21 protein-coding genes are annotated in these 23729 nt (G+C 68.8%); 10 read left to right on the top strand and 11 right to left on the bottom strand.

The genetic code is table 11. The annotated features are described in order from the left end of the window. The 5 genes from RT323_RS10920 to RT323_RS10900 form a co-directional block, all read left to right on the top strand. On the top strand, positions 1–1012 hold a 1012-nt coding region (locus RT323_RS10920), incomplete at its 5' end, for an aminopeptidase P family protein (RefSeq protein WP_313408192.1). A gap of 91 nt (positions 1013–1103) precedes the next feature. Then, complete coding sequence (locus RT323_RS10915; RefSeq protein ID WP_313408190.1) at positions 1104–2564, top strand: APC family permease; 1461 nt, start codon at positions 1104–1106, stop codon at positions 2562–2564. Then, entirely contained in the window at positions 2561–3007 is a 447-nt protein-coding gene (locus tag RT323_RS10910) for a hypothetical protein (RefSeq protein WP_313408187.1), read from the top strand. Before RT323_RS10915 ends, RT323_RS10910 begins: the two co-directional genes overlap by 4 nt. A gap of 3 nt (positions 3008–3010) precedes the next feature. Next, positions 3011–4342 carry a dipeptidase gene (locus tag RT323_RS10905; RefSeq protein ID WP_313408186.1) on the top strand — a complete coding sequence of 444 codons (1332 nt, stop codon included), beginning with the start codon at positions 3011–3013 and terminating at the stop codon, positions 4340–4342. Beyond that, on the top strand, positions 4339–5631 hold the full coding sequence (locus tag RT323_RS10900; protein ID WP_313408184.1) for a threonine/serine exporter family protein: 1293 nt from the start codon (positions 4339–4341) through the stop codon (positions 5629–5631). Before RT323_RS10905 ends, RT323_RS10900 begins: the two co-directional genes overlap by 4 nt. On the opposite strand, the gene RT323_RS10895 is transcribed toward RT323_RS10900, so the two are convergent. The 7 genes from RT323_RS10895 to RT323_RS10865 all read right to left on the bottom strand — a co-directional run bounded on the left by RT323_RS10895 (position 5619) and on the right by RT323_RS10865 (position 10701). Continuing rightward, on the bottom strand, positions 5619–6326 hold the full coding sequence (locus RT323_RS10895) for a GAF and ANTAR domain-containing protein (protein WP_313408181.1): 708 nt from the start codon (positions 6324–6326) through the stop codon (positions 5619–5621). The genes RT323_RS10900 and RT323_RS10895 overlap by 13 nt on opposite strands. Before the next feature lies 1 nt (position 6327). Continuing rightward, positions 6328–7035 (bottom strand): GAF and ANTAR domain-containing protein, encoded by a 708-nt coding sequence (locus RT323_RS10890; RefSeq protein WP_313408180.1) that lies wholly within the window; start codon positions 7033–7035, stop codon positions 6328–6330. Positions 7036–7144: 109 nt separating this feature from the next. Next, positions 7145–7861, bottom strand: coding sequence for a GAF and ANTAR domain-containing protein (locus tag RT323_RS10885; protein ID WP_313408177.1), 717 nt, complete (start codon positions 7859–7861; stop codon positions 7145–7147). A 107-nt stretch (positions 7862–7968) separates the two neighbouring features. Beyond that, a complete protein-coding gene (locus tag RT323_RS10880; RefSeq protein ID WP_313408175.1) occupies positions 7969–8967 on the bottom strand; it encodes an endonuclease/exonuclease/phosphatase family protein in 999 nt (332 codons plus the stop codon). A gap of 59 nt (positions 8968–9026) precedes the next feature. Further along, a complete protein-coding gene (locus tag RT323_RS10875) occupies positions 9027–9656 on the bottom strand; it encodes a VOC family protein (RefSeq protein ID WP_313408172.1) in 630 nt (209 codons plus the stop codon). Positions 9657–9688: 32 nt separating this feature from the next. Then, a complete protein-coding gene (locus RT323_RS10870; RefSeq protein ID WP_313408170.1) occupies positions 9689–10222 on the bottom strand; it encodes an MOSC domain-containing protein in 534 nt (177 codons plus the stop codon). After that, the gene (locus RT323_RS10865) at positions 10222–10701 is read right to left on the bottom strand and encodes a DUF4854 domain-containing protein (RefSeq protein WP_313408168.1); all 480 of its coding nucleotides are present in this window, start codon (positions 10699–10701) and stop codon (positions 10222–10224) included. The genes RT323_RS10870 and RT323_RS10865 overlap by 1 nt, the downstream gene beginning before the upstream one ends. A 117-nt stretch (positions 10702–10818) precedes the next feature. Between RT323_RS10865 and RT323_RS10860 the strand changes: the two genes are divergently transcribed. Then, positions 10819–11571: a ZIP family zinc transporter gene (locus RT323_RS10860; RefSeq protein WP_313408165.1), complete on the top strand. Its 753-nt coding sequence runs from the start codon at positions 10819–10821 to the stop codon at positions 11569–11571. On the opposite strand, the gene RT323_RS10855 is transcribed toward RT323_RS10860, so the two are convergent. Genes RT323_RS10855 through RT323_RS10845 form a run of 3 tightly spaced genes read right to left on the bottom strand, consistent with a single transcriptional unit; the run spans position 11557 to position 14425 of the window. After that, complete coding sequence (locus RT323_RS10855) at positions 11557–11991, bottom strand: NUDIX hydrolase (protein WP_313408163.1); 435 nt, start codon at positions 11989–11991, stop codon at positions 11557–11559. The two genes, RT323_RS10860 and RT323_RS10855, sit on opposite strands and share 15 nt — an antisense overlap. Continuing rightward, complete coding sequence (locus RT323_RS10850) at positions 11988–12860, bottom strand: YegS/Rv2252/BmrU family lipid kinase (protein ID WP_313408160.1); 873 nt, start codon at positions 12858–12860, stop codon at positions 11988–11990. The genes RT323_RS10855 and RT323_RS10850 overlap by 4 nt, the downstream gene beginning before the upstream one ends. Further along, the gene (locus RT323_RS10845; protein ID WP_313408158.1) at positions 12857–14425 is read right to left on the bottom strand and encodes an FAD-binding oxidoreductase; all 1569 of its coding nucleotides are present in this window, start codon (positions 14423–14425) and stop codon (positions 12857–12859) included. Before RT323_RS10845 ends, RT323_RS10850 begins: the two co-directional genes overlap by 4 nt. A 49-nt stretch (positions 14426–14474) precedes the next feature. Between RT323_RS10845 and RT323_RS10840 the strand changes: the two genes are divergently transcribed. From RT323_RS10840 to RT323_RS10825, 4 genes are all read left to right on the top strand, one after another. Beyond that, complete coding sequence (locus RT323_RS10840; RefSeq protein ID WP_313408156.1) at positions 14475–15032, top strand: helix-turn-helix domain-containing protein; 558 nt, start codon at positions 14475–14477, stop codon at positions 15030–15032. After that, positions 15029–16555 carry a glycerol-3-phosphate dehydrogenase/oxidase gene (locus RT323_RS10835; protein WP_313408154.1) on the top strand — a complete coding sequence of 509 codons (1527 nt, stop codon included), beginning with the start codon at positions 15029–15031 and terminating at the stop codon, positions 16553–16555. The genes RT323_RS10840 and RT323_RS10835 overlap by 4 nt, the downstream gene beginning before the upstream one ends. Positions 16556–16885: 330 nt before the next feature. Beyond that, a complete protein-coding gene (locus RT323_RS10830) occupies positions 16886–20473 on the top strand; it encodes a pentapeptide repeat-containing protein (RefSeq protein ID WP_313408153.1) in 3588 nt (1195 codons plus the stop codon). A gap of 277 nt (positions 20474–20750) precedes the next feature. Next, positions 20751–21182 carry a hypothetical protein gene (locus RT323_RS10825; RefSeq protein WP_313408151.1) on the top strand — a complete coding sequence of 144 codons (432 nt, stop codon included), beginning with the start codon at positions 20751–20753 and terminating at the stop codon, positions 21180–21182. 838 nt (positions 21183–22020) lie between these two features. Here the strand turns inward: RT323_RS10825 and RT323_RS10820 are convergent. Further along, positions 22021–23729: Ig-like domain-containing protein (locus RT323_RS10820; RefSeq protein WP_313408149.1), on the bottom strand; the 1709-nt coding region annotated here is incomplete at its 5' end.

Below are 23729 nucleotides of genomic sequence, written 5' to 3'. Positions count from 1 at the left end.
GGAGCTGGTGTGGCTCACCGGGTACCGGCCCACCGCGATCACCGAGCGGCTCACCGCCCTGGTGCTGACCGCGGACCGCGAACCGACGCTGGTGGTGCCGTCCCTCGAGCGACCCGACGCCGAGGCGGCCGCAGCGGCCGACGTACTCCGCCTCGACGACTGGGCGGACGGGGACGACCCGTTCGCGCGGGCCGGCGCCCTCATCCGCGGCAGCCGCGCCCTGGGCATCTCGGACTCCGCGTGGGCCCTGCACCTGCTCGGACTCCAGGCCGCGGTGCCGGACATCGACTTCCAGCCAGTGAGCCGGGCCCTGCCGATGCTGCGCGCCGTCAAGGACGAGGCGGAGCTGGCCCGGCTCGATGCGGCGGCCACCGCGGCGGACGCGACCTACGGCGAGATCCTCACGCTGCGGTTCGCAGGCCGGAAGGAGACCGACGTCGCCGCCGATCTGGCGCGACTCCTGCGCGAGTTCGGCCACGAGCAGGTCGACTTCACCGTCGTCGGCTCCGGCCCGAATGGCGCCAACCCGCACCATGAGGCCGGCGATCGCACGATCGAGGAGGGCGACGCCGTCGTGCTGGACTTCGGTGGCCTGATGCACGGCTACGGCTCGGACACGAGCCGCACCGTCTCGGTCGGCGAGCCCTCGGCGCTGGTCCGCGAGGTCCACGAGGTGGTGCGACTGGCGCAGCAGGCAGGCGTCGAGTCCGTCGCGCCGGGGGCCGCCTGCCAGGACATCGACCGTGCCGCGCGACGGGTGATCACGGAAGCGGGGTACGGCGAGCAGTTCATCCACCGCACGGGGCACGGCATCGGCACCACCACGCACGAGCCGCCCTACATGATCGAGGGCGAGGAGCTGCCGCTCGTCGAGGGCATGTGCTTCTCGGTCGAGCCGGGCATCTACCTCGCCGGGCGCTTCGGGGTCCGGATCGAGGACATCGTCACGGTCACCGCCGACGGCGGCCGTCGCCTCAACACCACGGACCGGTCGCTGGCCGTCGTCGAGTGACCGCAGGTCACCCGCCACGGGTGAGGAACAGGCGCGCTGACAGCACGAAACTCGGACACATGACCACCTCACCAGTGCCCCGAGGCGAGCCGTGAGCACCGCGGACATCCCCGCCGACCGTGCTCCCGTGCGAGCCGCCCGCACCAAGGCCACCACGACGCAGTGGATCTCGTGGATCGCGTTGGCGATGATGACGACCAGCTCCGTGGCCAGCCTGCGCGCGGCGCCGACGATGGCCGTCTACGGCCTCGCCTGCGTGTTCCTGTACCTGCTGCCGGCGGTCGTCTTCCTGCTCCCCACGTCGCTCGTTTCGGCCGAGCTGGCATCGGGCTGGGAGGGCGGCATCTACAAGTGGGTCTCCGAGGGCATCTCGAAGCCGGCGGGGTTCCTCGCGGTCTGGTGCCAGTTCGCGATGACGATCTTCTACTACCCGAGCCTGCTGGGATTCGTGGCCAGCACGCTGGCGTACGTCTTCAACCCCGCGCTGGCCAGCAGCGGCGTGTGGACCGCCGCGGTCATCATCGTCGTCTACTGGTCGGGCGTGTGGGTGTCCGCGCGCGGCACGAAGGGCGTGGCGGGACTCGCCAGCGGCGGCCTCATCATCGGCACGCTCGTGCCGGGCGTCGTACTGGTGCTGCTGGGCGTCGTGTTCCTCGGCCAGGGCAACGAGTCGGCCGCGCCGATGAGCTCGGACAACCTGCTGCCCGCGTGGGCCGGACTCTCCAGCCTCGTCCTGATCGTCAACAACTTCCTGTCCTACTCCGGCATGGAGATGAACGCGGTCCACGTCGGATCGCTGAAGAACCCGGCCAAGGAGTTCCCGAAGTCGATGTTCCTGGCCATGGGCCTGGTGTTGACGATCTTCATCCTGCCGGCCCTCGCGATCGCCTGGATCGTGCCGGCCGAGGAGCTGTCGCTCACCGCGGGTGTGATGCAGGCGTTCGACGCCGTCTTCGCGAACTTCGGCTGGCAGTGGCTGACCCCGATCGTGGGCATCATGCTGGTCACCGCATCGCTCGGCGGCATGCTGACCTGGCTGGCCGGACCGTCGAAGGGCCTGCTGCTGATCTCGCGGCAGGAGGGCTACCTGCCGCCGTTCCTGCAGAAGCTGAACAAGAACGGCGTGCAGCAGAACATCCTGGTCGTCCAGGGCCTGGTCACCACGGTGATCGGACTGGCCTACGCGCTCATCCCCGACGTCTCCAGCGCCTATTGGATCTTCTCGGTCATCACGACGCAGGTGTACCTGATCATGTACCTGCTGATGTTCGTGGCCGCGGTCCAGCTGCGACGCAAGCATCCCGACCATCCGCGGGGCTATCGCGCACCGATGCTGGTGGGCATGTGCGGTGTCGGCTTCGCGGCGTCGCTGGCGGCCCTGCTCGTCGGGTTCATCCCGCCGTCGCAGTTCGCGTCCGGCAACGCGGGCGTGTACTTCGCCGTCGTCGGCGGCGGCGCGCTGGGGCTGGGCCTGGTCGTGCCATTCCTGTTCTACCGCTTCCGCAAGCCCTCGTGGAGGCAGCCCGAGCCCGACGAGGTGATCGCGTCATGAGCACACACACGGAGAGCCAGAGCTCGCGGGAGAGGTCGTGGATCTACATCACCGCCTGCGTGCTCCTGGCGGTCGCGGCCATCGTCGCCCTGCTGCTGTTCGAGGACGTTCGCGAGAGCAATCGAGCCCAGGAGAAGGCCGACGAGCTGGTGCTCGCCCTGGACGAGGCCGGTGCCCGCTCCCCTGACGCCGAACGGATCGCCGCCGTCCTCGGTGACGACGGCGGCGCCGTGTGCGAGGACCCGAACTCGGCGCTCAAGCGTGCGACCGCGCTGTCACTGCTGGTGAACGGCGCGACCGGGCCGGGAGGCAGGCCGGTCATCGCGGACAGCCGGGTGATCCAGGGCCAGCTGCTCATCATGGAGGTCTACTGCCCCGACGAGCTCGACGAGTTCCGCGAGTTCGCCGAGGACCTCGAGACCGACGACCACGTGGGCAACTGAGCCATGGACCTGCGACAGCGGATCACCGAGCTCATGCCGGAGGCCCACGACGAGCTGGCGGAGCTGGTGGCGATCCGGTCCGTGGCCGATCCCCGGCAGTTCCCGCCCGAGGAGTGCGAGCGAGCCGCGGCCTGGGTGCGCGACCGGTTCGCCGGTGTCGGCTTCGACGTGCGTCTCGAGGAGACGGCGGACGGCAGTCGCGCCGTCGTCGGGTCCCGTCCGGGTGCAGGACCGGACGCGCCGACGGTCCTGCTCTACGCCCACTACGACGTCCAGCCGCCCGTGGACGAGAAGGCGTGGCGCACTCCCCCTTTCGAGATGACCGAGGTGGACGGCCGCTGGTACGGCCGCGGCACCGCCGACTGCAAGGGCAACATTGTGATGCACCTGGCGGCCCTGCGCGCCCTCGGCGACAGTCGCGGCGTGAACCTCAAGCTGGTGGTCGAGGGGTCGGAGGAGCAGGGCACCGGTGGCCTCGAGGAGTACGTCGCGGCCCATCCCGACCTGTTCCGTGCCGACGCGATCCTGGTGTGCGACACCGGGAACGCCGCGGTCGGCAGGCCGGCCGCGACCGTCAGCCTGCGCGGCATGGTGAACCTGGTCGTGACGATGGAGTCGGCGTCCACCGAGCTGCACTCGGGCATGTTCGGAGGCGCCGCACCGGACGCGTTGGCGGCGCTCGTGCACGTCCTCTCGACCCTGCGGGACGAGGACGGGGACACCGTCGTCCGCGGCCTGGACAACACCCAGGCGTGGACCGGCGCACCGTACCCGGACGACCAGTTCCGCTCCGATGCCGGAGTGCTCGACGGAGTCAGCCTGCTGGGGAGCGGCAGCGTCTCGGACATGCTGTGGGCCCGTCCCGCGCTGACGATCCTCGGCATCGACTGCCCACCGGTGGTCGGCTCGGCGGCCGCGGTGGTTCCCAAGGCGGCGGCGCGGCTCAACCTGCGCATCCCGCCGGGCATCACGCCCGAGGACGCCACCCGCGCCCTGACCGAGCACCTGACGTCCGCCGCACCGTGGGGTGTCCACTGCACGGTCGAGATCGAGGCCACCGGCTCGCCCTTCGAGGCCGCGACGGACGGACCCGCGTACCGCGCGCTGGCCGCCTCGATGCAGGAGGCCTTCGGGGTGGAGATGACGCACCTGGGCCAGGGCGGCTCGATCCCGTTGTGCAACGTCTTCGCCGAGCTGTACCCCGAGGCGGAGATCATCCTGATGGGCGTCGAGGAGCCGATGGCGCTCATCCACGCCCCGAACGAGAGCGTCGACCCGAGCGAGATCGCGTCGATGGCGTTGGCGGAGGCGCTGTTCCTCGAACGCTACGCATGACCGACCGGCGCGAGGTCTACGAGGCGCTCGACCTGGCCCTGCGCGTCGGTGAGGTCCTGCTCTCCTCGGGCGCGGGCGCCGCGGACGTCACCGCGACGATGCTGGAGGTCACCCGGGCCTGCGGCGTCCGCAACGTGACGGCCGACGTCACCTTCGTCGACCTGACCCTGCGGCACCAGCCCAGCCGGGACGAGCCGGCGGCCCTGCAGGTGCGGCGCGTCAACCGGCGGCCGGTGGACTACGCCGACCTGATCGAGGTCGACGAGACCGTCAGCGACCTCGTCGCCGGCACCGTCACGCGCAGCGAGGCACGGGACCGCGTGGCGCGGATCGTGTCGACGGGTCACCAGCGGCACCGCGGGGCCGTGACCCTCGGGTGGGGGCTCATGGGTGCCGGGATCGCGCTCACGCTGGGTGGTGGGCCCGTGGTGTGCCTGCTGGCGTTCGTCGCGGCGTGCGGGATCGACGCCACGCAGCGGCTGCTGCCACCGCAGCGCATCCCCTCGTTCTACCAGCAGGCCGCGGGTGGCTTCGTCGCCACGATGGTCGCCGTGGGTGCCTCGGCGACGGCCCTGGACGTGAACCCGTCTCGGGTCGTCACGGCCGGCATCGTCATGCTGCTGGCCGGCGTCGGCATCCTGGGCGCGACCCAGGACGCGCTCACCGGCTTCCCCGTGACCGCCGCCGCTCGCGTCATCGACGCGTTCCTCAACACCGCCGGGATCATCGCGGGGGTGGCCGCCGGGCTGACGGTCGGCGACCTGCTGGGCGTCGGCCTGCTCAATGTCACGGTCGGCGCCGCCGGGCTGGCGGAGGCCGGGGTCACCGTCGTCGGGGCGGTACTGGCCGCGTCCGCCTTCGCGTACGCGTCGTACGCACCATGGCGTGCGCTGATCGCGGGCGGGCTCGTGGGTGCGCTGGGACAGGCCGTGGTGCTGGCGGTCGACACCTCCGCCATCGGGCGGACGTGGGGCGCGGCCGCGGCGGCGATCGTGATCGGTGCCGTCTGCCATCTCGCGGCGGGCCGCTTCCACGTGCCGCCGCTCGTGGTCGTGGTCCCGGCGATCGTGCCGCTCCTGCCGGGGTTGGACGTCTACCGGGGACTCGCCCTGCTGGCCGAGGGCAAGGACGGCGTGCTCCAGTTGGCCTCGGCACTCGCGACGGCCCTGGCGCTCGCGGCGGGTGTGATCCTCGGCCAGTACGTCGCGCGCCCGATCAAGCGCGAGGCGGGCAGGCTCGAGCGGCGTCTCTCCGGACCGCGCATGGTGGGCCGGGGCTACGTCGAGTAGCGCCGGTGGGCGTCGGAGACCACCGAGGCGGCCCACTCGGCGAGCGGGCGGCCGGCGGCGCTGGCTTCGTCGACCAGCTGCTCGTGGGCCTGCGCCATGGAGATGTCGCGCCGCTCGGCGAGCACCCCCTTCGCCTGCTCGATCGCGATCCGGCTCGCCAGCGTCTCGTCCAGTCGCCCCCGCAGGTCGTCGGCCGACAGCTCGCCAGTGCTGACGATCATCACGGAGGCGAGGTCCGCGAAGGCCTGGGCGAAGAGCTGCTCGTCCTGCGCGAACGGCCGGTCAGACTTGCGGAACGCGCCCATGGCGCCGATCACGGCCCCCTGCCAGCGCACCGGCGAGGCGTGGACCGAGGCGAACCCGGACTTCTCGAGGGCCTGGCCGAAGCGCGGCCACCGCGTGAGGCACTCCTGCAGGCCCGCGGCCTGCACCCCCTCACCGCTGGCGTGGGCGTCGACGCAAGGACCCTCGTCCAGTTGTGCCTGCAGGACCTCGAGCTCGGTTGCCTCGTGGCTCGACGCCCCGAGCAGCTCGAGTGCGCCACGGGAGTTCTCGACCAGGATGCCGGTGGCCTGGGTGTCCAGGAACGCGCCACAGCTGCGGAGCAGGACGACCAGGCCACCCGCGACGTTGTGGCCGTCGGTGAGCTCTGCTGAAACTCGCGCCAGTGCGTGAGCGGCGCCGTTGGTGTCCATCTCAGTCACCCTCCACCGTGAAGTTCCGAAAGTTGATCTGGCGCCCGATCACGTGCTCGGCCACCTCGAGCAGCGTGGTGCCCGCCGAGAACGCCTGGGCGCGCAGGAGCGCGATCGCATCCGTGGGGCGTACCCCGACCTGGGCGATCACCATCCCGGTGGCCTGGTGCACCTTCGCCTGGGAGGACCACCCCTCCTCCTCGTCGGTGAAGCCGAGTGCCGTCTCGGGGTCCTCCAGCAGCGCCGCCGCGAGTGCCGCACCGAGGAACCGGTGGACGTCGGCGTCCACCTCGGCTCCCTTCCCCCGGTGGGTGCTCAGGACCCCGACCACGTGGTGCTCGAAGACCAGCGGCACGGCGGTGAGGATCCCGGTGAAGCCGGTCTCGGAGGCACGCTCGCGGAACAGCGGCCACCCGACGTCGTCACCGCTGGACAGGTCGGCCCTGCTCACCGTGCCCGACTCCAGCGCGGTCGGCGTGGGCCCCTGCCCCACGACGACCTGGAGGTCCTCGAGTGTCGCGGCGAGCGCGTCGGTGGAGCAGGCCGTCACCCGGATGTCCGGCTCGGTCGGGAGCACGATCGACGCGCCGTCCGCCTCGAGCATCCGCCGTCCGGCTTCGCACAGACGCTCGACGAGCGGGTCGACGTCCTGCAGGGACGCCAGGATCGACGCCAGCCGCGAGATGACGTGGTCGTAGGTCTCGGTCATGGGCGGGCTCTCGATCCGGTCCGGGCGGCCGGTGCGAGCCGGATGTCCGGACGAGGTGCTTCCACGGCCTCAGCGTACGCCCAGTGCTCGTCCGCGACGCGGCGCTCGATCAGGTCCATGGCGAGCACCGTCGGTCGACGACCCGGCACGCCACGTCACGCAGCGTCAGGTCCTCGGCCTCGGAGATGCGTCGCAGGACGTCGAAGGCGTGATCGGTGTCGAGCTCGTACCGCTCCATCATCATCCCCATCGCGATGCCGACGAGCTTTCGCGCCTCGACGGCGAACTGCAGTCGCTCGATGTCCAGATGAGTCGCCAGCGAGGCGGAGGCGTGGCGCGCCAGGATCGTCAGTACGGCCAGGTCCTCCTCGTGGAAGGCCCGGGCCTCGTGCGAGAACGTGGTCAGCGAGCCGTACCGCCGGCCCCGGGTCAGCAGCGGGACGCTGAGGACGCTTCGGTAGCCGAGGCCGGCCACCGCGCTGCTCCACCTCGGCCACCGCGGATCCGTTGTCGTGTCCTCGATGTGGACGGTCTCGGCCCGCTCCGGGCCGGCCGGGCACGGTCCCTCGTCGAACTCGACCTGCAGGTCATGGGCGCGACTCACCACGGCGCTCGTCGCCCCTGCGGTCCGGATCCGATGGCGACTGAGCAGCACCATCACGCCCGCGTCGTCACAGCCGGTCGCGGCCCGTGAGTAGCTCGTGACGCGCTCGATCGTCTGGTCGCTGTCGGCCGCCTCGTACAGTGCCAGCACCGCACCGGCCAGGCTGAGCGGATCGGGCTGGTCCGACGGCGAGGATGCGCCCGGAGGCATCTCCATGGTCATCGCATCCGCCTCCCATCGGGCTCGGGACCACATGATCCTGATTCCGACACTACGACAGTTCCAGCACTGCGAGCCCCGTCCGGACGCACCGATCTCGAGGCCGTGGATCAGTCCGTCTCGGTGACGCGCACCGCGATCGGGAAGTGGTCGGAGAACCCGTCCTGGTCGACGGCGTGGCCCATGCCGCCGAAGGGGACGGGCCACGGGTACTCGCCGTCATCGGACGTCCCGGGGAATCGCAGGATCTGGACCGACGCCTCGTCCACCCGCAGGGCCGAGTCCCCCGTCATCGCACGGTTCACGAGCACCTGGTCGAGCATGTTGGGCTGGTTCTGCCAGTAGAACGTGCCGTCGGGCTGCCCGGATCGCCCGCCGATGAGCGGCCAGGCGAGATTCCACAGCAGCGGGATCTCGGCGTTCCGCACCCGGTTGCGCTGCCGGGTGCTCAGTGCGTGCGTCACCAGCGACACGTCGAACGGCTCGTCGTTGAAGTCCCCCATCGCCAGCACGGGCGTGTCGGGACCGTGGACCTCGAGGACGCGCTCGTGGAAGTACGCGAGCGTCTCCCCCGCGATGTCGCGGTAGCCGGCGGACTCGTACTGGCCGCCGCTGCGCGACGGCCAGTGGTTGCCGAAGACGGCCCAGGTCCGGCCGCCGTGACGGGTCCGGAAGTTCACCTGGACGATCTCGCGGGTGGCGTTGCGGCGCATGACCACGTGGAAGAACGTCTCGTCCGGCGGGACCTCGAAGACCGTCGCGTCGTACAGGAAGGCGACGTCGATGCCGCGCGCGTCATCGGTGTCCGCGTGGGCGATCCCGTAGGTGCGCCCCGGCAGTCTCTGGCCGACGTTCGCGACCAGCAGCTCGAGGACGAAGCGGTTCTCGACCTCGCAGACACCCAGCAGGTCCGGGCCGGCGCCGCCGTTCATCTGGGCGATCACCCCGGCGAGCTGGTCGACCTTGCGGTCGCGCAGCGCGGCAGTCCATCCCTCCAGGGACTGCCCGAGGGCGCGCTTCACCTTGTCGGGGCGGCGGCTCAGCGGGGCGTCCTGCTCATCGAAGAGATTCTCGAGGTTCCACCACCCGACGTGGTACTCGACCGGCATGCGACCCACCTCCTGCGCTCACCGGTGAGGAGCGGGCGCGGCGGGGCGCTGATACGACGTCAGTCGGCGACGGGACCGATTAGGAGCGTCGGGACGGCGAGGTCCCGATCGCGCACCGTCGCGACCGTGGTCCCGGGCTTGCGCCCCCGGCGGAGCTCGGAGACCTCGACACCCGCGTCGACCAGACGCGCGCGGGTCGCCGCGATGTCCTCGCACCGCCAGGCCAGGCCACTGAACGCATCCCGTCCCGAAGGCGGATCCTGCGGGACGACGACCTCCACGATCGCGTCCGCACACCGCAGGAACAGGCCCTGGTAGCCGAAGTCGGTGTGCCGGTCCAGCCGCAGGTCGAGCCCCAGCCGCGCCCCGAAGTCGGCAGCCGCACGCACGGCGTCCCCGCTCGTCACGACCACGTGGTCCAGCGCGAGTCCCTCGCGCTGACCAGCCTCGGACGCAGGAGCCAGGCGCCACGTCGTCCCGCCCAGGTCGAACCCACCGGCGTCGCCGGACAGCCCGCGGCGCTGCAGCAGCCGCTCGGTCGCCGCGACGTCCTCGACGGCGAGCACGACCGCGGCCAGGCCGGGGTCGCCCGAGACGATCTCGACCGCGAGGTCGACGCCGAGGCGCTCCCACGCCTCACTGGTCGCGGCGACATCGGCGGTGGTGACGACGAGACCCGTGATCCTCATCGCGCCATCATCGCGCGACGGTCCTGCCCTCATCACACCGGAGCCAGCGGCCGGTGGGCGCCATCGGGCAGCGTGACGGTCACCGCGGCTCCGGGTCGCACCACTCCCCCGCGCTCGACGACCGACATGACGCCGGCCTTGCGGATCACCTCGCCGTCGACCTTCTCCAGCATGACCTTCATCAGCCCGGGCCGGAACCGGTTGATCAGGACGCACGGGTGGCGCAGTCCGGTGAGCCTCACGACCGGCCCGTCCAGGTCCAGCAGGGTGCCCTCGGGAAGGCCGAGCAGGTCGATGCCCGAGGTCAGGACGTTCTCGCCCAGGTCACCCGGCCCGAGGTCGTACCCGCGCGCCCGGGTCTCCTCGAAGAGCTCGGACTGGATCAGGTGCACCTGACGCAGGTTGAGCCGGTTCGGGTCCTTGCGCACGTCGTACCGGTGCTGGACGAGCGTCCCGGCGTGCGCGTCGCCCAGGACGCCGATGCCGGCGACGAGCTCGATCGACTCGGCCGGGACCTTGCTGAACCGGTGGGTCCGGTCACGGCTGATGGCCAGGACGTGCGGCATCAGGGCAGCTGGATCGAGACCAGCTCGGCGCCGTCGGGGTTGCGGTAGGTCCAGCGAACCTTCGGGTCCTGCACACCGGCCGCCTCCATCTCGGTGAAGATCGCCTTGGCCGCGCCCTCGAGCACGCTGCGGGTGCCCTCGATCTGGGTCTTCGCCGCGGCGGGGTCGACCTCGTTCGCGAACGTGTAGTCGTAGACGAGCGTGTCGTCGCCCTCGGCCGAGACCTGGAAGTCGCTGTAGAGGTCGTCGAAGCGGGCCATCTCGCCCTCGGACTGCGTGCGGACCTTGTCGACGTACGACTCGAGCTGCGGGTTCGACTCCTGCTCGGCCGTGGTGGCGACGGCGCTCGGCGTCGACTCGGTCGCGGCGTCGTCCTTCGTGTCGTCGGACGAGCCGCAGGCCGAGACGGCCGCCAGGGCCAGGGCCGCGATCACGATCCGGGGCGCGAGGAGACGGGGACGTCGGGGAGTCGTGTTCATGACTCGATGCTCACACAGGGCACGCCTCGGACGGCTCCGGGGCCGAGCGCTCGAACCGCGCTCCCGTGACGTATGGGCGAGGATCGAGGCAGCGAGCGAGTGCGTAGGAGGGCGACGGTGCCGGTGTGGATCGAGGCGGGCCTGTGGGGGCTGTTGGCCGGCGGCGCGCTGGTGATCGGTGCCGCCGTCGCATGGGCGGTGTCCGTGCCCCGTCGGGTGGTCGCGTCGGTCATGGCGTTCGGCGCCGGCGTGCTCATCTCGGCCCTGTCCTTCGACCTCGTGGACGAGGCCGAGGCGATGGGCGGGCTGACGCCGACCGTCCTGGGGTTCCTGGGCGGTTCCCTGGCCTACGTGGCCGCCAACCTGGTTCTGGCCCGCCGCGGTGCCCGGCACCGGAAGCGGTCGGGTGCCGAGCAGGCGTCGGAGCAGGAGCAGTCCGGTAGCGGCACAGCCATTGCGATCGGCGCGCTCCTCGACGGGATACCGGAGTCGGTCGTGCTCGGCCTGTCGCTCGTGGGTGGCGGCGGCGTCGGGGTTCCAGTGCTCGCAGCGATCTTCGTCTCCAACCTGCCCGAGGGACTCTCCAGCGCGGCCGGCATGAAGCGCAACGGCCGCTCGGCTCGCTACGTGTTCGGGGTCTGGGGCGGGATAGCGGTGGCCAGCGGGCTGGCGGCGATGAGCGGCTGCCTGCTGCTGGAGGACGCCTCGCCCACCACGATCGCGGCGATCACCGCAGTGGCGGCCGGAGCGATCCTGGCGATGGTGGCCGACACGATGATCCCCGAGGCGTTCGAGCGCACGCACCTCTACGCGGGACTGCTCACCACGATCGGCTTCCTGTGCGCGTTCACGATCTCACGGGCGGGCTGACCGGGGCACGTAGCCGGATCGCCGCAGGTGGTCGAGCAGCAGGTCCACCAGGGGCAGGTGCTCGATCTCCTCGGGCCTGAACCAGGCCGCCTCGTCCGCGTCGTCGCCCGCGCGCAGGTCGCCGCTGACGACGGTGGCGGCGAAGTCGTGGATCTCGTACTCGCGTCCGTCGCCGGTGGGGATGGTGACCATCCACAGCTCCGGCCCCACGGTCACGACGAGGCCGGTCTCCTCCAGCACCTCGCGGGCGGCCGCCTCCTCGAGCGGCTCCCCCGGCTCGACCTTCCCACCGGGGACCGACCACAGTCCGCGTCCCGGCGGCCGGCCACGACGGACCAGCAGGAGGCGGCCGTCCTGGTCCAGAATGACGGCGCTCGCGGCGAGGATCGGTGCGTGCGGCATGGCGTCAGTCGAGGTCATGGCACCAGCACGCGCAAGGCCCCTGGCGCCACCGTCGCCGTGACCGGCAACTCGGTCAACCGCTCTCCGTCTCCGTAGGCGACGACGTCGCCGGTCGAGGAGATGGTGACCGACCGGCCGCGGAACGTGCGCACCTGCGGCACGTCGACGTGGCTGCCGTCGTAGATCTTGGGCATCAGGCGGATGAGGGTCAGTCGCGACGCCTTCGGGATGACGACGACGTCGAGCACGCCGTCATCGACCACGGCGCTGGGCGCAACGTGCATGCCCTTGCCGTAGTAGCCGCTGTTCGCGATCACGATCGAGAAGGCGTCGAGCGAGATCTCCGTGTCGTCGACCGTGAGCGAGTACGTGGTGGGCTGGTAGGTCAGCAGGGACCGCACGGCGGCGTACGGGTACTGCAGCGCACCCGGCAGCCGATGGGCGCGGTCGACGATCTCGGACGCGAGCGAGTCGACTCCGGCGTAGACGCTGCCCAGGACGACCCGCTCCCCCACCGTGATCACGTCGACCGGTGTCGCCGTTCCCTCGAGCAGGGTCCGGGCAGTCGTCTCGGGCTTCGCGTCGACCAGGCCCAGCTGACGGGCGAAATCGTTGCCGCGACCGCTGGGGATGATGCCGAAGTCCGCGTCCCGCGCGATCACCGCGCCGGCCACCGAGGCGACCATGCCGTCGCCCCCGCAAGCCACGACCGTCTGGCCCAGCGCGACGGCGACGCCGACCTCCTCCACCGAGTGGTCGAGGCCCAAGCTCACGACGACCTGGACGTCCGCGCCGCGGTCGCGCAGTTGCTGGGCGACCGGCTTCACCCGGTCGAGCGCCTTGCCGCCGCCCGAGGCGGGATTGACGAGGACGCGGAACGACCTCATGGGACCAGCACGCCCGGGTTGAGCACCCCGGCCGGGTCGAGGCGGTCCTTGACGGCCCGCAGGATCTCGACGCCGACGGGACCGATCTCCTGCGCCAGCCACGGCTTGTGGTCGGTGCCGACGCCGTGGTGGTGCGTGATGCTGCCGCCCGCGGCGATGATCGCGTCGGACGCGGCCGCCTTGGCCGCGAGCCACTGGTCGATGCCGTCGCCGTCCATCTTCACGGCGACGGTGAAGTAGAGCGAGCAGCCCGTCTCGTAGACGTGCGAGATGTGGCAGAGCACGATCGGGTTGCCGAGCGAGCCGGCGAGCGCCGTCTTGACGTCCTCGTAGAGCGCCGGGATCTGCGACCAGTAGGTCACCGTCTCGAGGGTCTCCACCAGCACGCCGATGTCGAGCAGCGAGTCACGCAGGTAGGGGCCGTCGTACCGTCCGCTGGCCCAGCTCTCGTCGATCCCGTCGCTGGTGCCGCCGAGGTCGCTGAGCGCCGCCGAGACGACCGAGCGCTCACGGTCGACCGTGGCCTGGTCGCCCTCGTACCCGGTCACCATGAGGCAGCCGGGCTGGCTCTCGGCGCCCACCGAGGACGGGTCCGCGAGGTTCACCATGGTCTCGAGCTCGTCGGAGAGGCGAAGGACGGTCGGCGCGATGCCGGCCTGCTTCAGGGCACGCATCGCGGCGGCGCCCTCGAGGAAGGACGGGAAGCGCCAGTGCTCGTAGACCTTCACCGGCGGCACGTTGCGCACCCGCACCGTGACCTCGGTGACGACGCCGAAGGCTCCCTCCGATCCCATGATCAGCTCACGCAGGTCGGGGCCGGACGCGTTGGAGGGCGACTGCCCCAGCTCGAGGTCGCCGATCGGCGTGGCCACGCGCAGCGCGACGACGATGGAGTCGAAGCGGCCGTAGCCGCTGCTGGCCTGGCCGCTGGAGCGCGTGACGGCGAAGCCGCCGATCGAGGCGTACTCGAAGCTCTGCGGATGGTGCCCGAGGGTCACGCCCTCGGACGTCAGGAGTGCTTCGGCCTCGGGACCGAGCAGTCCGGGCTCGAGCGTCGCGGTCATCGACTCGTGGTCGACCGCGACGAGGCGCTTCATCCGGGTGAGGTCGAGGGCGATCGTGCCGGCGTATCCCTCGCGCCGCGCCACGAGGCCGCCGACGACGGAGGTGCCTCCGCCGAACGGGACCAGGGCGACGCGCTCGTCGCTGCACCAGCGCACGACACGGGCGACCTCGTCGTGGCCTTGGGGACGAACGACAGCGTCCGGTGCGTCGCTGGCGTCTCCCCCGCGGATCCTCAGCAGGTCGGGGGTGGACTTGCCGCGTGTGTGCCGGACGCGGGACTCGTCATCGGTCAGCACGTGGTCGTCGCCGACCAGCGCACGGAGTCCGCCGAGCAGGTCCCCCGCGAGTCCGATGGGCGGCAGGGCGACGTCGTCCAGGGCGACGGTCGGGCGTTCCTCGACCGGACCGACGAAGGCCTCGATCAGGCCGCGGGTGGACGCGGACACAGGATGGACCTTGGCCGGGTCGCCCCAGCGGCTCCAGTGCATGGGGCTCGTCATGCGCTACAGTGTTACACATGTTGTCCATCTGTCACACCCCTTCGCGCCGATGAGCACCACGCTCGCGCCCGGGCCCGAGTCGCGGTACCTGGACGCAGCCCGGGAGTGCATCGTGCAGCTGGGCTGGAGGCGCGCGACGCTGACCGACATCGCCCGGCGCGCCGGGGTGTCGCGGATGACGATCTACCGGCGGTGGCCCGACACCGGCGCCCTGCTGAGTGACCTGCTCGTCCGCGAGTGGGGTCAGCTGTTCGAGGACGCTGCCCTCACCGGCGGACGCCTCGCCGACGGGATGACGCGCACCGTTGCGACCCTGCGCGAGAACGAGCTCTTCCTCAAGATCATCGAGGTCGATCCCGAGCTGCTGCTGCCCTACCTGTTCGAGCGGCTGGGCCGGAACCAGGCGGCTGCCCTCGAGTTGCTGGAGCTACAGGTGCGCGACGCTCAGGAGCGCGGCGAGGTCCGCGCCGGCGACGCGCGCCTGCTCGCCCAGACCTTGCTGCTGACGACCTACGGATTCGTCCTGTCGGCGCGGACCTTCGAGCTCTCGCTCGAGGAGCTCGACGCCGAGCTGAGGACACTGATCGAGAGGTACCTCGCACCATGACCGCCCTGAACGCCGCCCGCCGAGCCGCCGACCTCGCGTCGCTCCCCGATGAGGTCGACGTCCTCGTCGTCGGCCTGGGAGTGACCGGCGCGGGGGTCGCCCTCGATGCTGCGTCCCGCGGGCTGACGGTGCTGGCGGTCGAGGCGCACGACTTCGCCTTCGGCACCTCGCGCTGGAGCTCCAAGCTGGTGCACGGCGGGCTGCGGTACCTCGCGAAGGGGCAGGTGGGCATCGCCCACGAGAGCGCCGTCGAGCGCGGGATCCTGATGACCCGGACGGCGCCGCACCTGGTGCGTCCGATCGCCACGTTCATCCCGCTGGGCCCGCGCATGTCGCGTGCCCAGGCGGCCGTGACGCGGGCGGGCTTCTGGGCCGGTGACGCGCTGCGCGCCGTGGCGCGCACACCGCGAGCGGTGCTGCCGCGACCGCGGAAGATCGGTGCCGCCGAGGCTGCGGAGCTGTGCCCCTCCGTAGATCCGCGTGACCTGCGCGGCGCACTGATCGCGTACGACGGCCAGCTGGAGGACGACGCACGACTGGTCACGGCGCTGGTCCGGACCGCGGCCCGCGAGGGCGCGACGATCCTGAACCACACCCGCGCTCTCGACGTGACCGGCACTTCGGCGACTCTGCGCGACGAGATGACCGGCACGACGTACTCCGTGCGCGCCAAGGCCGTCGTCAACGCGGCCGGCGTTTGGACGGGCCACGTCGTGCCGGGCCTCAAGCTGAAGCCGAGCCGCGGCACGCACCTCGTCCTGCGCGGCGACTCGATCCCGGGACTCACGGTGGCGCTGACGGCCCCGGTGCCCGGCGAGACGAACCGCTTCGTGTTCGCCCTCCCCCAGCCTGACGGCCAGATCTACGTGGGCCTGACGGACGAGGAGGTCGAGGACGAGATCCCCGACGTGCCCCAAGGCTCGGAGGCCGAGATCACGTTCCTGCTCGACGTCATCAACGGCGTCCTGGCGAAGCCGCTCACCCGTGACGACATCGTGGGCACGTTCGCGGGACTGCGTCCGTTGCTGGACGCCGGCGGGCGGACGGCCGACCTGTCGCGAAAGCACGCCGTGCTCACGTCCGAGACCGGTGTCCTCACGATCGTCGGCGGCAAGCTGACGACCTACCGCAAGATGGCGCAGGACGCGGTGGACGCTGCTGTCGAGCATGCGTCACTCGCGGCGGGTCCGTGCCGCACGCACGACCTGCCACTCATCGGCGCGGGGCCGGTGCCGTCCGGAGCGCCTGCGCGGCTGATTCGTCGGTACGGCTCAGAGGCTCCCGAGGTGCTGGCCAACGCGGTCGCCGTCACCGGTCAGACCGAGGCCGAGGTGCTGGCGCCCGTGGTCGGTGAGGACGGCCCGACGTTGGCTGAGCTGATCTGGGGCGTCACGCACGAGGGAGCCCTGACCGTCGACGACCTGCTGGACCGGCGGACACGGATCGGGTTGGTCGCTGTCGACCGCCAAGCCGGTGTCGCGGCCGCGGAGACGGCCCTGGCCGTCGCGACGGCGGGTCATTAGGAACGAGCGGGAGCCGGCAAGGCGACCCAGTTCGCCCATAATGCAGTAGCGGCGTCCAGCGACAAAGTCGTTGCTTCAGGCCCGACCAGTAGCGCGCTTGCGAAAAATGCCGTTTGCGGGTCGCGCGCGTGATCAACTGACGCCGTGAGTGATGACGCAAAGAGCACAGACTTGCAGGACATGACGTCGACTAGGGCTTCAGACGACTTAGCTCGGACGGCCGCTGCGGCTGAGCCTCGAACTGATTCGTCGCTGCTTGAGGAATTGGACCGGCTCCCTCGCGACTTACTGAGTGATGTGGTCCTAGCGCTCCAGCGTGCCGGGCTTCGAATGATCAAACGCAATGGATACGGGTCGATTGATGCTACGGCTACACGCGACGCGGCGCTGGATTCAATGCTTGTCTTTCGCGACTTTCACGACTTCAACGAGAACCCCTTGGCGGGGAGTTGGGATGTGCTCCTCAACGAGGCGGAGTTAGAACTGTCAGATGCACACGTTGCTTCGGGCCGCGAAGTGATGGAGGCGATGACTTGGGACCCGGCGTCCCGCGTCACGCTGGGTCAATGGGCTTGGGCCAACGGGATTCTGGTCGGAAAAGATCGCAGGCTTGAACCAGCGATTCGAGCAGCGGAGTCACTCTCATGCGAGGAGTACGTGCTCGCCCTAGACCAAGCAGGGATTGCCGCAGAGAAAGCCATTGCGATGGGCACGCTGCCCTGCAGCCGCGAGCTCGCCACCGAGCAACCGGCCTTGGCTGTCTTCGCCATGAAACTCTGGAGGGCCACGAGCGTCCATTCATCGTTATTCATCGGAAACGCCCTGGCGGCGAACAGTCTGAGAATGGATGGCAGCGAGGATCCTGATATCACCGCGAAACAGAAATCGTCCGCCAGCACCGGGGGTCGAAGCAACTCGACTCGTTCACGGACGCCGCAGGAGACGGGGGCCGTACTCGAAAATGGCGTCGTAGGCGTCCTCGGAAGACTATTCGACCTTTCCCGGGATGCGACAGGCTTCTCGATGCTGGAACTCCGTAAGCAACTGTCTGGCACGCAATTCGGTACCGACGTCATCATCCGGGCTAGAGCCGCCAAGGTCAGATCGACCTGCCTGCTTGAGTGCAAGAACTACCGAAGAGCAGTCAGGCTCGCAGACATCTCCGAGAAACTGCTCGCTGCAGAGAACTACTACGACCACGAACCTGTCGACCACTGGATTTTGATCTCACCTCATAGCGACCCTTCGAACGAACTGGATCTTCAGGTCCAGAAGTGGAACGCCAATAGGCGGTTCCCATTCCAGATTCAACTCTGGTCGCCGCAGAATGGGGTTCGAAGGCTACTGGCGGTCGACCCTTCGGCCTATTCCGATGTCTACGGGGCGGATGCGCTCGTGCCGGATGTCGATTCTGCCGAGGTGGTCGAAGACTTCACCAACCGCCTCCGCCCGGTCCCGCGCGTCCCCGCTTCCGTCGCCGACTATCTCGATTCGCCCGGTAACTTTCTCCAACCGAACGAGCGGGAATGGGTTTCGCTTCTCGCCCATCACATATCTCGGCGAGGACTCGACTCCGATGGCCGACCGCTCGCCCTCCCCTTGGACGAGGCGATCCTGGCGTCGCTCCAGCCGACTCCAAATGGTTCCACAGCATTGCTCACTGCGGATTTTGGCGAGGGCAAGAGTTTCTTCACCGTTTCCTTTTGCAACACGCTTCGGGAGCGCTTCCTTTCCGACCCTGCGCCAGCGAATCCAATCCCCTTCCGTTTCTTTCTCAAGGACTTCCGCCGGCTCGAGTCCGCCACCTTGTTCCTACAAGATCAGTTGGAGCGCATTGGCATCTCTAGAGGCGATTGGACTCGCCTAAGTCAGCAATGGAGGGTTCTTGTCGTCTTGGATGGCATGGACGAAATGTCCGTCCCCCAAGATCCGTCCACCGTGCGAGAGAACTTTCGGAAGGTCGACGATCTTCTCCGGGAGCTCTCCGGAGTTTCAGTACTCGTTACGACTCGACCGAGCTTCTTCATTTCGGATCGCGATCGCCAGAAGATGCTCGACAGACTGAGGCATCCCACGGAGTTCCAACTCGCACAGCCTGATCGGCGAGAAACCGTTAATCACCTTCGGGAGTTCGCGGGTGCCCATCAACTCGGTCCCAAACTCGATCGAATAAAGGAACTTTACGATCCGGTTGGTCTTGCGGGAAAGGTTCTCTTCCTCGAGATGATCAAGACCACGCTTCCCGACCTGCCTGAGGACCGCTTTGACGAGCGGATCCTCTATGAAACCTATGTCGAGCAGAGTTTCCGGCGTAAGCCCGAGCTCCTTCGGGACCCGAGTGACTCGTTGACCGATGACGAGCTGTTCTCCCAAGCCCTGCAGTTACTCGAGAAGATCGCGGTAGCAATCCATAGTCGTGGTGAGGCGCTCGTCGATCTGAGGGACTTCCTCCAAGACGAAGGCGGAGCGGCGCAATTGTTGTGGAGGTCAGCTGAGAACCCGGAACTGAATAGCGACGCAACTGTCCGTGTGGGCGGAAGGTCGCTCCTCAGACGCGTTCGCCGAAGCAACCACGCAGAAACAGAGGACCGCTGGCTGGTGGACTTTTTCCATCGAAGCATGAAGGAGTACTTCGTCGCACGGGCAGTCGTGCGGGCTCTTGCTCATCCTCGCGCGTTCGAAGCGACACGTGCCCTCATGCGTGAACTGCCGGTGCAATCGGAGATTCTTACCTTCTTCCGACTGATGGTTGACGAGTTGCGCGACCCAGTAACCGTACTGTCGAGCGTCGCGCGCTCTTCGCGAATGGACATAGACGACACAGGAACCATTGGCGGTTCTTCCATATCCATGTATCACGCTGTCGGCGGCAATTTTTCGGGCGAGTCGTGGCGCGGTCTTCGACTGGATGGCGCCCTACTCGTCGGAGCGAACCTAACGCAGTCTGACTTTCGAACCTCAAGCCTTCGCGGAGCGAACCTCTCGTCGACTGATTTTCGGGATTCGGACCTTCGTGGCGCTGACCTCACGGACGCGAATCTGGGCATGGGAGAACGAATCATCGATCTTCACCATGCGGGAACCGACACCCGTTCCGGCTCATTTCTTGGCCTAACGTCAAAAGGTGGGCTGGTGAACTTGCACGTTGACCGCTCAGGCGAAGTCACGTTTGAGGAAATCAGCGTTGAGTTGGGCATGCTGAGAGCTCGGCGAGTTTTCGCTCTGAATGAGAGTGCCAGTCTCGTCGTCGGTGACGGTCAGATCACGGTCGTCGAGCAAGGCCAGAAGTCTGCAACAGTCGCGTTTCAGTTTAGGGCCGCGAGCTCGATGCTCGAGGCGGACCTCGTCGGACCTGACTACATTGGGCTCTTGCATACGGATGAGTACGCCGGTCTGAGCGCCGCTCTTATTAACCTTGAGTCTTGCGAACCGGTCTGGACGGTGCACCTGCCCACTACTTCGCACGATTGCCGGTGGGGGTCACAGGCCGTTTTCTTCCTGAGCAACGACGGCTTCAGTTCCATCCGAAGCGACGGCGAGACGCACAGGTTCGAACTCGCGATCAAGGGCTGCACTGCGGTGCATGTCCGCCAAAGTCCCGCCGAGCCCGCGGATGATGGCTCGGTCGTTTTGTGTGGCACCAGCATGGGAGCAGTCGTCAACGTCCGTTCGCAGCGGAGCAGAGTCGCCGGTGTCGATGCGGAGCTGGTTAGCCCGATAAGAGCTCTGGTTGGGGCTGGCTCGCTTGTGCTGTCGGCGAGTTACGACGGCACGATTGGGGTCTGGGAAACTCGCGAGGGCGTTGTCCAGGCAGTGAACTCATCAGAGCGACGACTTCGATGTGAGGGCGCTCAGGTCTCCCAGATGTCCGGCGACCGGGAGAGGATGCTGTTCACATCCAACGGCGCGATCCCGTGAACTTCCGTGCAGATCTGAAAAGGTAGGAAGGTTGCACGTTTCCGCCCGTGCGCTGGCGAGGGGCACACGGGCTTGGCGGATCCTCCGCACTTTGCGCGAGTCGCGACCGCCTCGTTCAATGAGACCCGGATCTTAAATCGGATGCGCTTCGCCTTGGATGGGCTCAATCCGATCCGAGACTAAGCCGTTCCCTTCGTTGAGACGTTCGGCCGCGTTTGGCCTAGTGAATCTGGCAACGCCAGCATCCCGTACAGGTGTGGCTGCGAGGATCGCGAATGTGAGCGATTTCGAAATCGTGCGCGTTGATGAGCGCGACAGTTCCTGGGAGGATGACCATCCTCGTTTCCGGGTCTACCTCCACGGAAGTGGCCAATCGTCGATCTCCGGTTGGACCGATACCTACGACGTCATTGGGGCAGACGTCCTTCAAGTGATCGATTGGGCGCAACGACAGACAGGTGGTCTGCTGACCTACGCCATCGCCTTGGTGTCAGACCTCTACAGCCAGGACGAAAATTCCGAGGTCGATCGTGGTCTCACATGGCTGGTGGGAATCGACGGCAACGACGACACGGACAACGATCCCCGCGCAGCCGAGACTCAACGTCGCATGCTCGCCCGCCGCCACGACCCCGTAATCATCCCGGCGCAGGATCGCATGCCTGAGGGCTTGCCCGACCCGTACAACGACGGCACCGAAAGTCGCTGACTATTCGTCAGCCTGGGTTGTCGGGTAGCTAGTTCCGGGAACCCACAGGCGCCCCACTTCGCCGCGAGTCTTACGGTTTGTCGAGATCGAGACGGATTGATCGCGATGCACGCGAGCCGGCCGTCGATGCGCTCGCTACCGCATGGAGGCGAGTCATGTGCGATTCATGAAGTGCCTGACGAACATGCGATGTCCGGACATAGATTGTCACCTCATCTCCAGGCTCCAAGCGCGTGGGAAGACGGGCAGGCGCATTCAGCTGAGGAAGGTCGCCACTTGCAAAGGGCAGAACTTTCTTGATGCCGAGGAGGCCCTTGGGTCGCGCACCCGCGGGCCACACTCGGTCGAAGAACGTGTGCCTGCCAAGAGTCGGGTGCACCGTTTGCAGAACTGTTGCTCGCCTTCCCACATTCGTAACGGTCATTGCGATCACGTCGAACGGTGGCGTGCCAGGTCCGACGATCCGCATGTCCGCGGTTTTAACCCGAAGACGCGGTCGATCGATCCGGACTGCGTACCAGAGCTGCCATGCCAGCGACGTCAGCGCGAGAAGAACTCCCGCGCCCGCCAGGGTTCCCCATCCATCGTCCACGCGGTAACGATAGGGGCAACGGGCGGGAGTGCAGCTTGTCATCCCGCGTCACTTCGCCGCTTAAGACCGTCGCGCTCCAGTGACTCGCGCTTCCGGTCGTGGACCCGGCTGACCACCTCATGGCGTGAAAGATCCTGAGCTTGAGGGTCATCGACTCCCTACGCGCCGGAAGAACTCTCGATGGCGCGTTCTGCTCACCACCGCCCGAGCATCGCCGGCGTCACGACCGCCGACGCTCGTCCAGCCTCAGCGGCGCTTCTTCACCCGGATCGTGTACTTCCCCTTCACGATCTTCGTGTTGCCGGCGCGGTCGACGGCGGTCGCGCGCCACGTGACGACCTTGCCCTTGCGCGACTTCCGCTTGGAGGTCACGACCTTGCAGGACGCGACTCCGGAGAGGGTGTCGGACGCCCGGCACGAGAGCCGCCGGGCCTTCGGGTACTTCGCACCGGAGCGCGCGCCCCGCACCTTGAGCTTCGGGGCGGTCCGGTCGATGTTCACCCCCGGGCTGCTGACGGATCCGACGGCGCCCAGGGCGTCGGCGACCGAGCGCTTCACAACCTGGTTGCGGCCGTTCGCGGCCAGTCGCACCGGCGCCGGGCACGCCGTCGTCAGGGGCAGCGTCCCCGTGCAGGCGAATGTCACCGTGACCGGGGTCCGGTACCACCCACGGCGGGCGGGAGCCGACGAACTGAGCGTCGCCTTGACGGTGGGGCGGGCGTACGGGTCGGTGACCAGCTCGACGGCCGGCGTCTCGGGCGTGCCCGCGCCCTTCACCACGGCGCGGATGCTCGCCACACCGGGCGTCGTCGACCCGGTCAGGGTCGTCGCGTAGGTGCCATCGCCCCGGTCGACGACCTCGGCGAAGGACTGCTTGGCATCGGTGCTGGTGAACGAGACGTCCAGGCCTGCGAGCAGCCGGCCGCTCGTGGAGCGTGCGGTGGCCGTCACGGGCACGGTGTCGTTCCCGGTCGCGAGCAGGGCCTTGGGCATAGGCAGGACCGTGACGGCGTAGCCCTCGGTCGTCACCTCGGCGCCGTAGGACGTCGCGCCCGGCGCGCTCGCGCTGATGGTCGAGGCGCCCACGGTGGTCGACCCGGTCAACGTCGCCGAGTAGGTCCCGTCGCCGTGATCGGTGACGGCGCTGAACGTGTGACCGGGATCGGTGCTGGTGAAAGCAACGCCGAGACCATCGACGCCGACATCACTTGCACTGGTCGCCTTCGCCCGGACCGTGACCTCGTCAGAGCCCGTACCCACCAGGTCGTTCATGGGCGCGACACGGAGCTCGTAGCCCTCGGTCGTGACCGAAGTCGTCCCGGACACGTCATGCTCGCGGACGCTGCCCCGAGCCGTCGCGGTGACCGTGGCAACGCCGACGGTGGTCGACCCGGTCAGGGTCGAGGAGTAGGTGCCGTCGCCGTGGTCGGAAACCGGGCCCAGCGAATGGGCCGGGTCGGTGCTGTCGAACAGCACCTCCAGACCCGGGACCGGGGTGCCGTCCGCGAGGGTCGCGGTCGCGGTGACCGTGGTGGAGTCCTCGCCCGACGAGACGAGCGTGGAGTCGGCGACGCCGACGGCGACCTGGGTGACCGGTCCCGCGTCGTAGGTGATGGTCACGGTCGGGTCGACGGTGCGGTCGGCAAGCGAGAGCTCTCCGCCGTCCGGCACCAGGCTCGAGCCGCCGCCTCCGCCGGCTCCGTAGTACTGACCGGTGCCGCCACCGCCACCGCCGTAGACACCGCCGCCCCCGCCTCCGCCGCCGCGGAACGGCGACCCGGAGAAGCGAGAGGAACCACCGGCACCGTACGTTCCGGCGTTGCCGTTGCCCCGGCCGGGATTGCTGTAGGAGCTGTCGAAGCCACCCGCACCGCCCTCAGTCGCACTGGCGGCGCCGCCCCCGCCCGCGACCCCGCGGACCCCGGCGTACTCGGGCGCCGACGCGCCCGCGTCGC

The sequence above is a fragment of the Aeromicrobium sp. genome, assembly GCF_032084975.1.
Classification (GTDB): Bacteria; Actinomycetota; Actinomycetes; order Propionibacteriales; family Nocardioidaceae; genus Aeromicrobium.
Note: the sequence above shows the minus strand (reverse complement) of the source record. Positions and strands in the feature narration are given on the sequence as shown.

What these genes read in the sequence shown, in the direction of transcription:
- RT323_RS10910 (WP_313408187.1), top strand. Translation starts at nt 2,561, where the DNA reads ATGAGCACACACACGGAGAGCCAGAGCTCGCGGGAGAGGTCGTGGATC.
- RT323_RS10905 (WP_313408186.1), top strand. Translation starts at nt 3,011, where the DNA reads ATGGACCTGCGACAGCGGATCACCGAGCTCATGCCGGAGGCCCACGAC.
- RT323_RS10900 (WP_313408184.1), top strand. Translation starts at nt 4,339, where the DNA reads ATGACCGACCGGCGCGAGGTCTACGAGGCGCTCGACCTGGCCCTGCGC.
- RT323_RS10895 (WP_313408181.1), bottom strand. Translation starts at nt 6,326, where the DNA reads ATGGACACCAACGGCGCCGCTCACGCACTGGCGCGAGTTTCAGCAGAG.
- RT323_RS10890 (WP_313408180.1), bottom strand. Translation starts at nt 7,035, where the DNA reads ATGACCGAGACCTACGACCACGTCATCTCGCGGCTGGCGTCGATCCTG.
- RT323_RS10885 (WP_313408177.1), bottom strand. Translation starts at nt 7,861, where the DNA reads ATGACCATGGAGATGCCTCCGGGCGCATCCTCGCCGTCGGACCAGCCC.
- RT323_RS10880 (WP_313408175.1), bottom strand. Translation starts at nt 8,967, where the DNA reads ATGCCGGTCGAGTACCACGTCGGGTGGTGGAACCTCGAGAATCTCTTC.
- RT323_RS10875 (WP_313408172.1), bottom strand. Translation starts at nt 9,656, where the DNA reads ATGAGGATCACGGGTCTCGTCGTCACCACCGCCGATGTCGCCGCGACC.
- RT323_RS10870 (WP_313408170.1), bottom strand. Translation starts at nt 10,222, where the DNA reads ATGCCGCACGTCCTGGCCATCAGCCGTGACCGGACCCACCGGTTCAGC.
- RT323_RS10865 (WP_313408168.1), bottom strand. Translation starts at nt 10,701, where the DNA reads ATGAACACGACTCCCCGACGTCCCCGTCTCCTCGCGCCCCGGATCGTG.
- RT323_RS10855 (WP_313408163.1), bottom strand. Translation starts at nt 11,991, where the DNA reads ATGACCTCGACTGACGCCATGCCGCACGCACCGATCCTCGCCGCGAGC.
- RT323_RS10850 (WP_313408160.1), bottom strand. Translation starts at nt 12,860, where the DNA reads ATGAGGTCGTTCCGCGTCCTCGTCAATCCCGCCTCGGGCGGCGGCAAG.
- RT323_RS10845 (WP_313408158.1), bottom strand. Translation starts at nt 14,425, where the DNA reads ATGACGAGCCCCATGCACTGGAGCCGCTGGGGCGACCCGGCCAAGGTC.
- RT323_RS10840 (WP_313408156.1), top strand. Translation starts at nt 14,475, where the DNA reads ATGAGCACCACGCTCGCGCCCGGGCCCGAGTCGCGGTACCTGGACGCA.
- RT323_RS10835 (WP_313408154.1), top strand. Translation starts at nt 15,029, where the DNA reads ATGACCGCCCTGAACGCCGCCCGCCGAGCCGCCGACCTCGCGTCGCTC.
- RT323_RS10830 (WP_313408153.1), top strand. Translation starts at nt 16,886, where the DNA reads ATGATCAAACGCAATGGATACGGGTCGATTGATGCTACGGCTACACGC.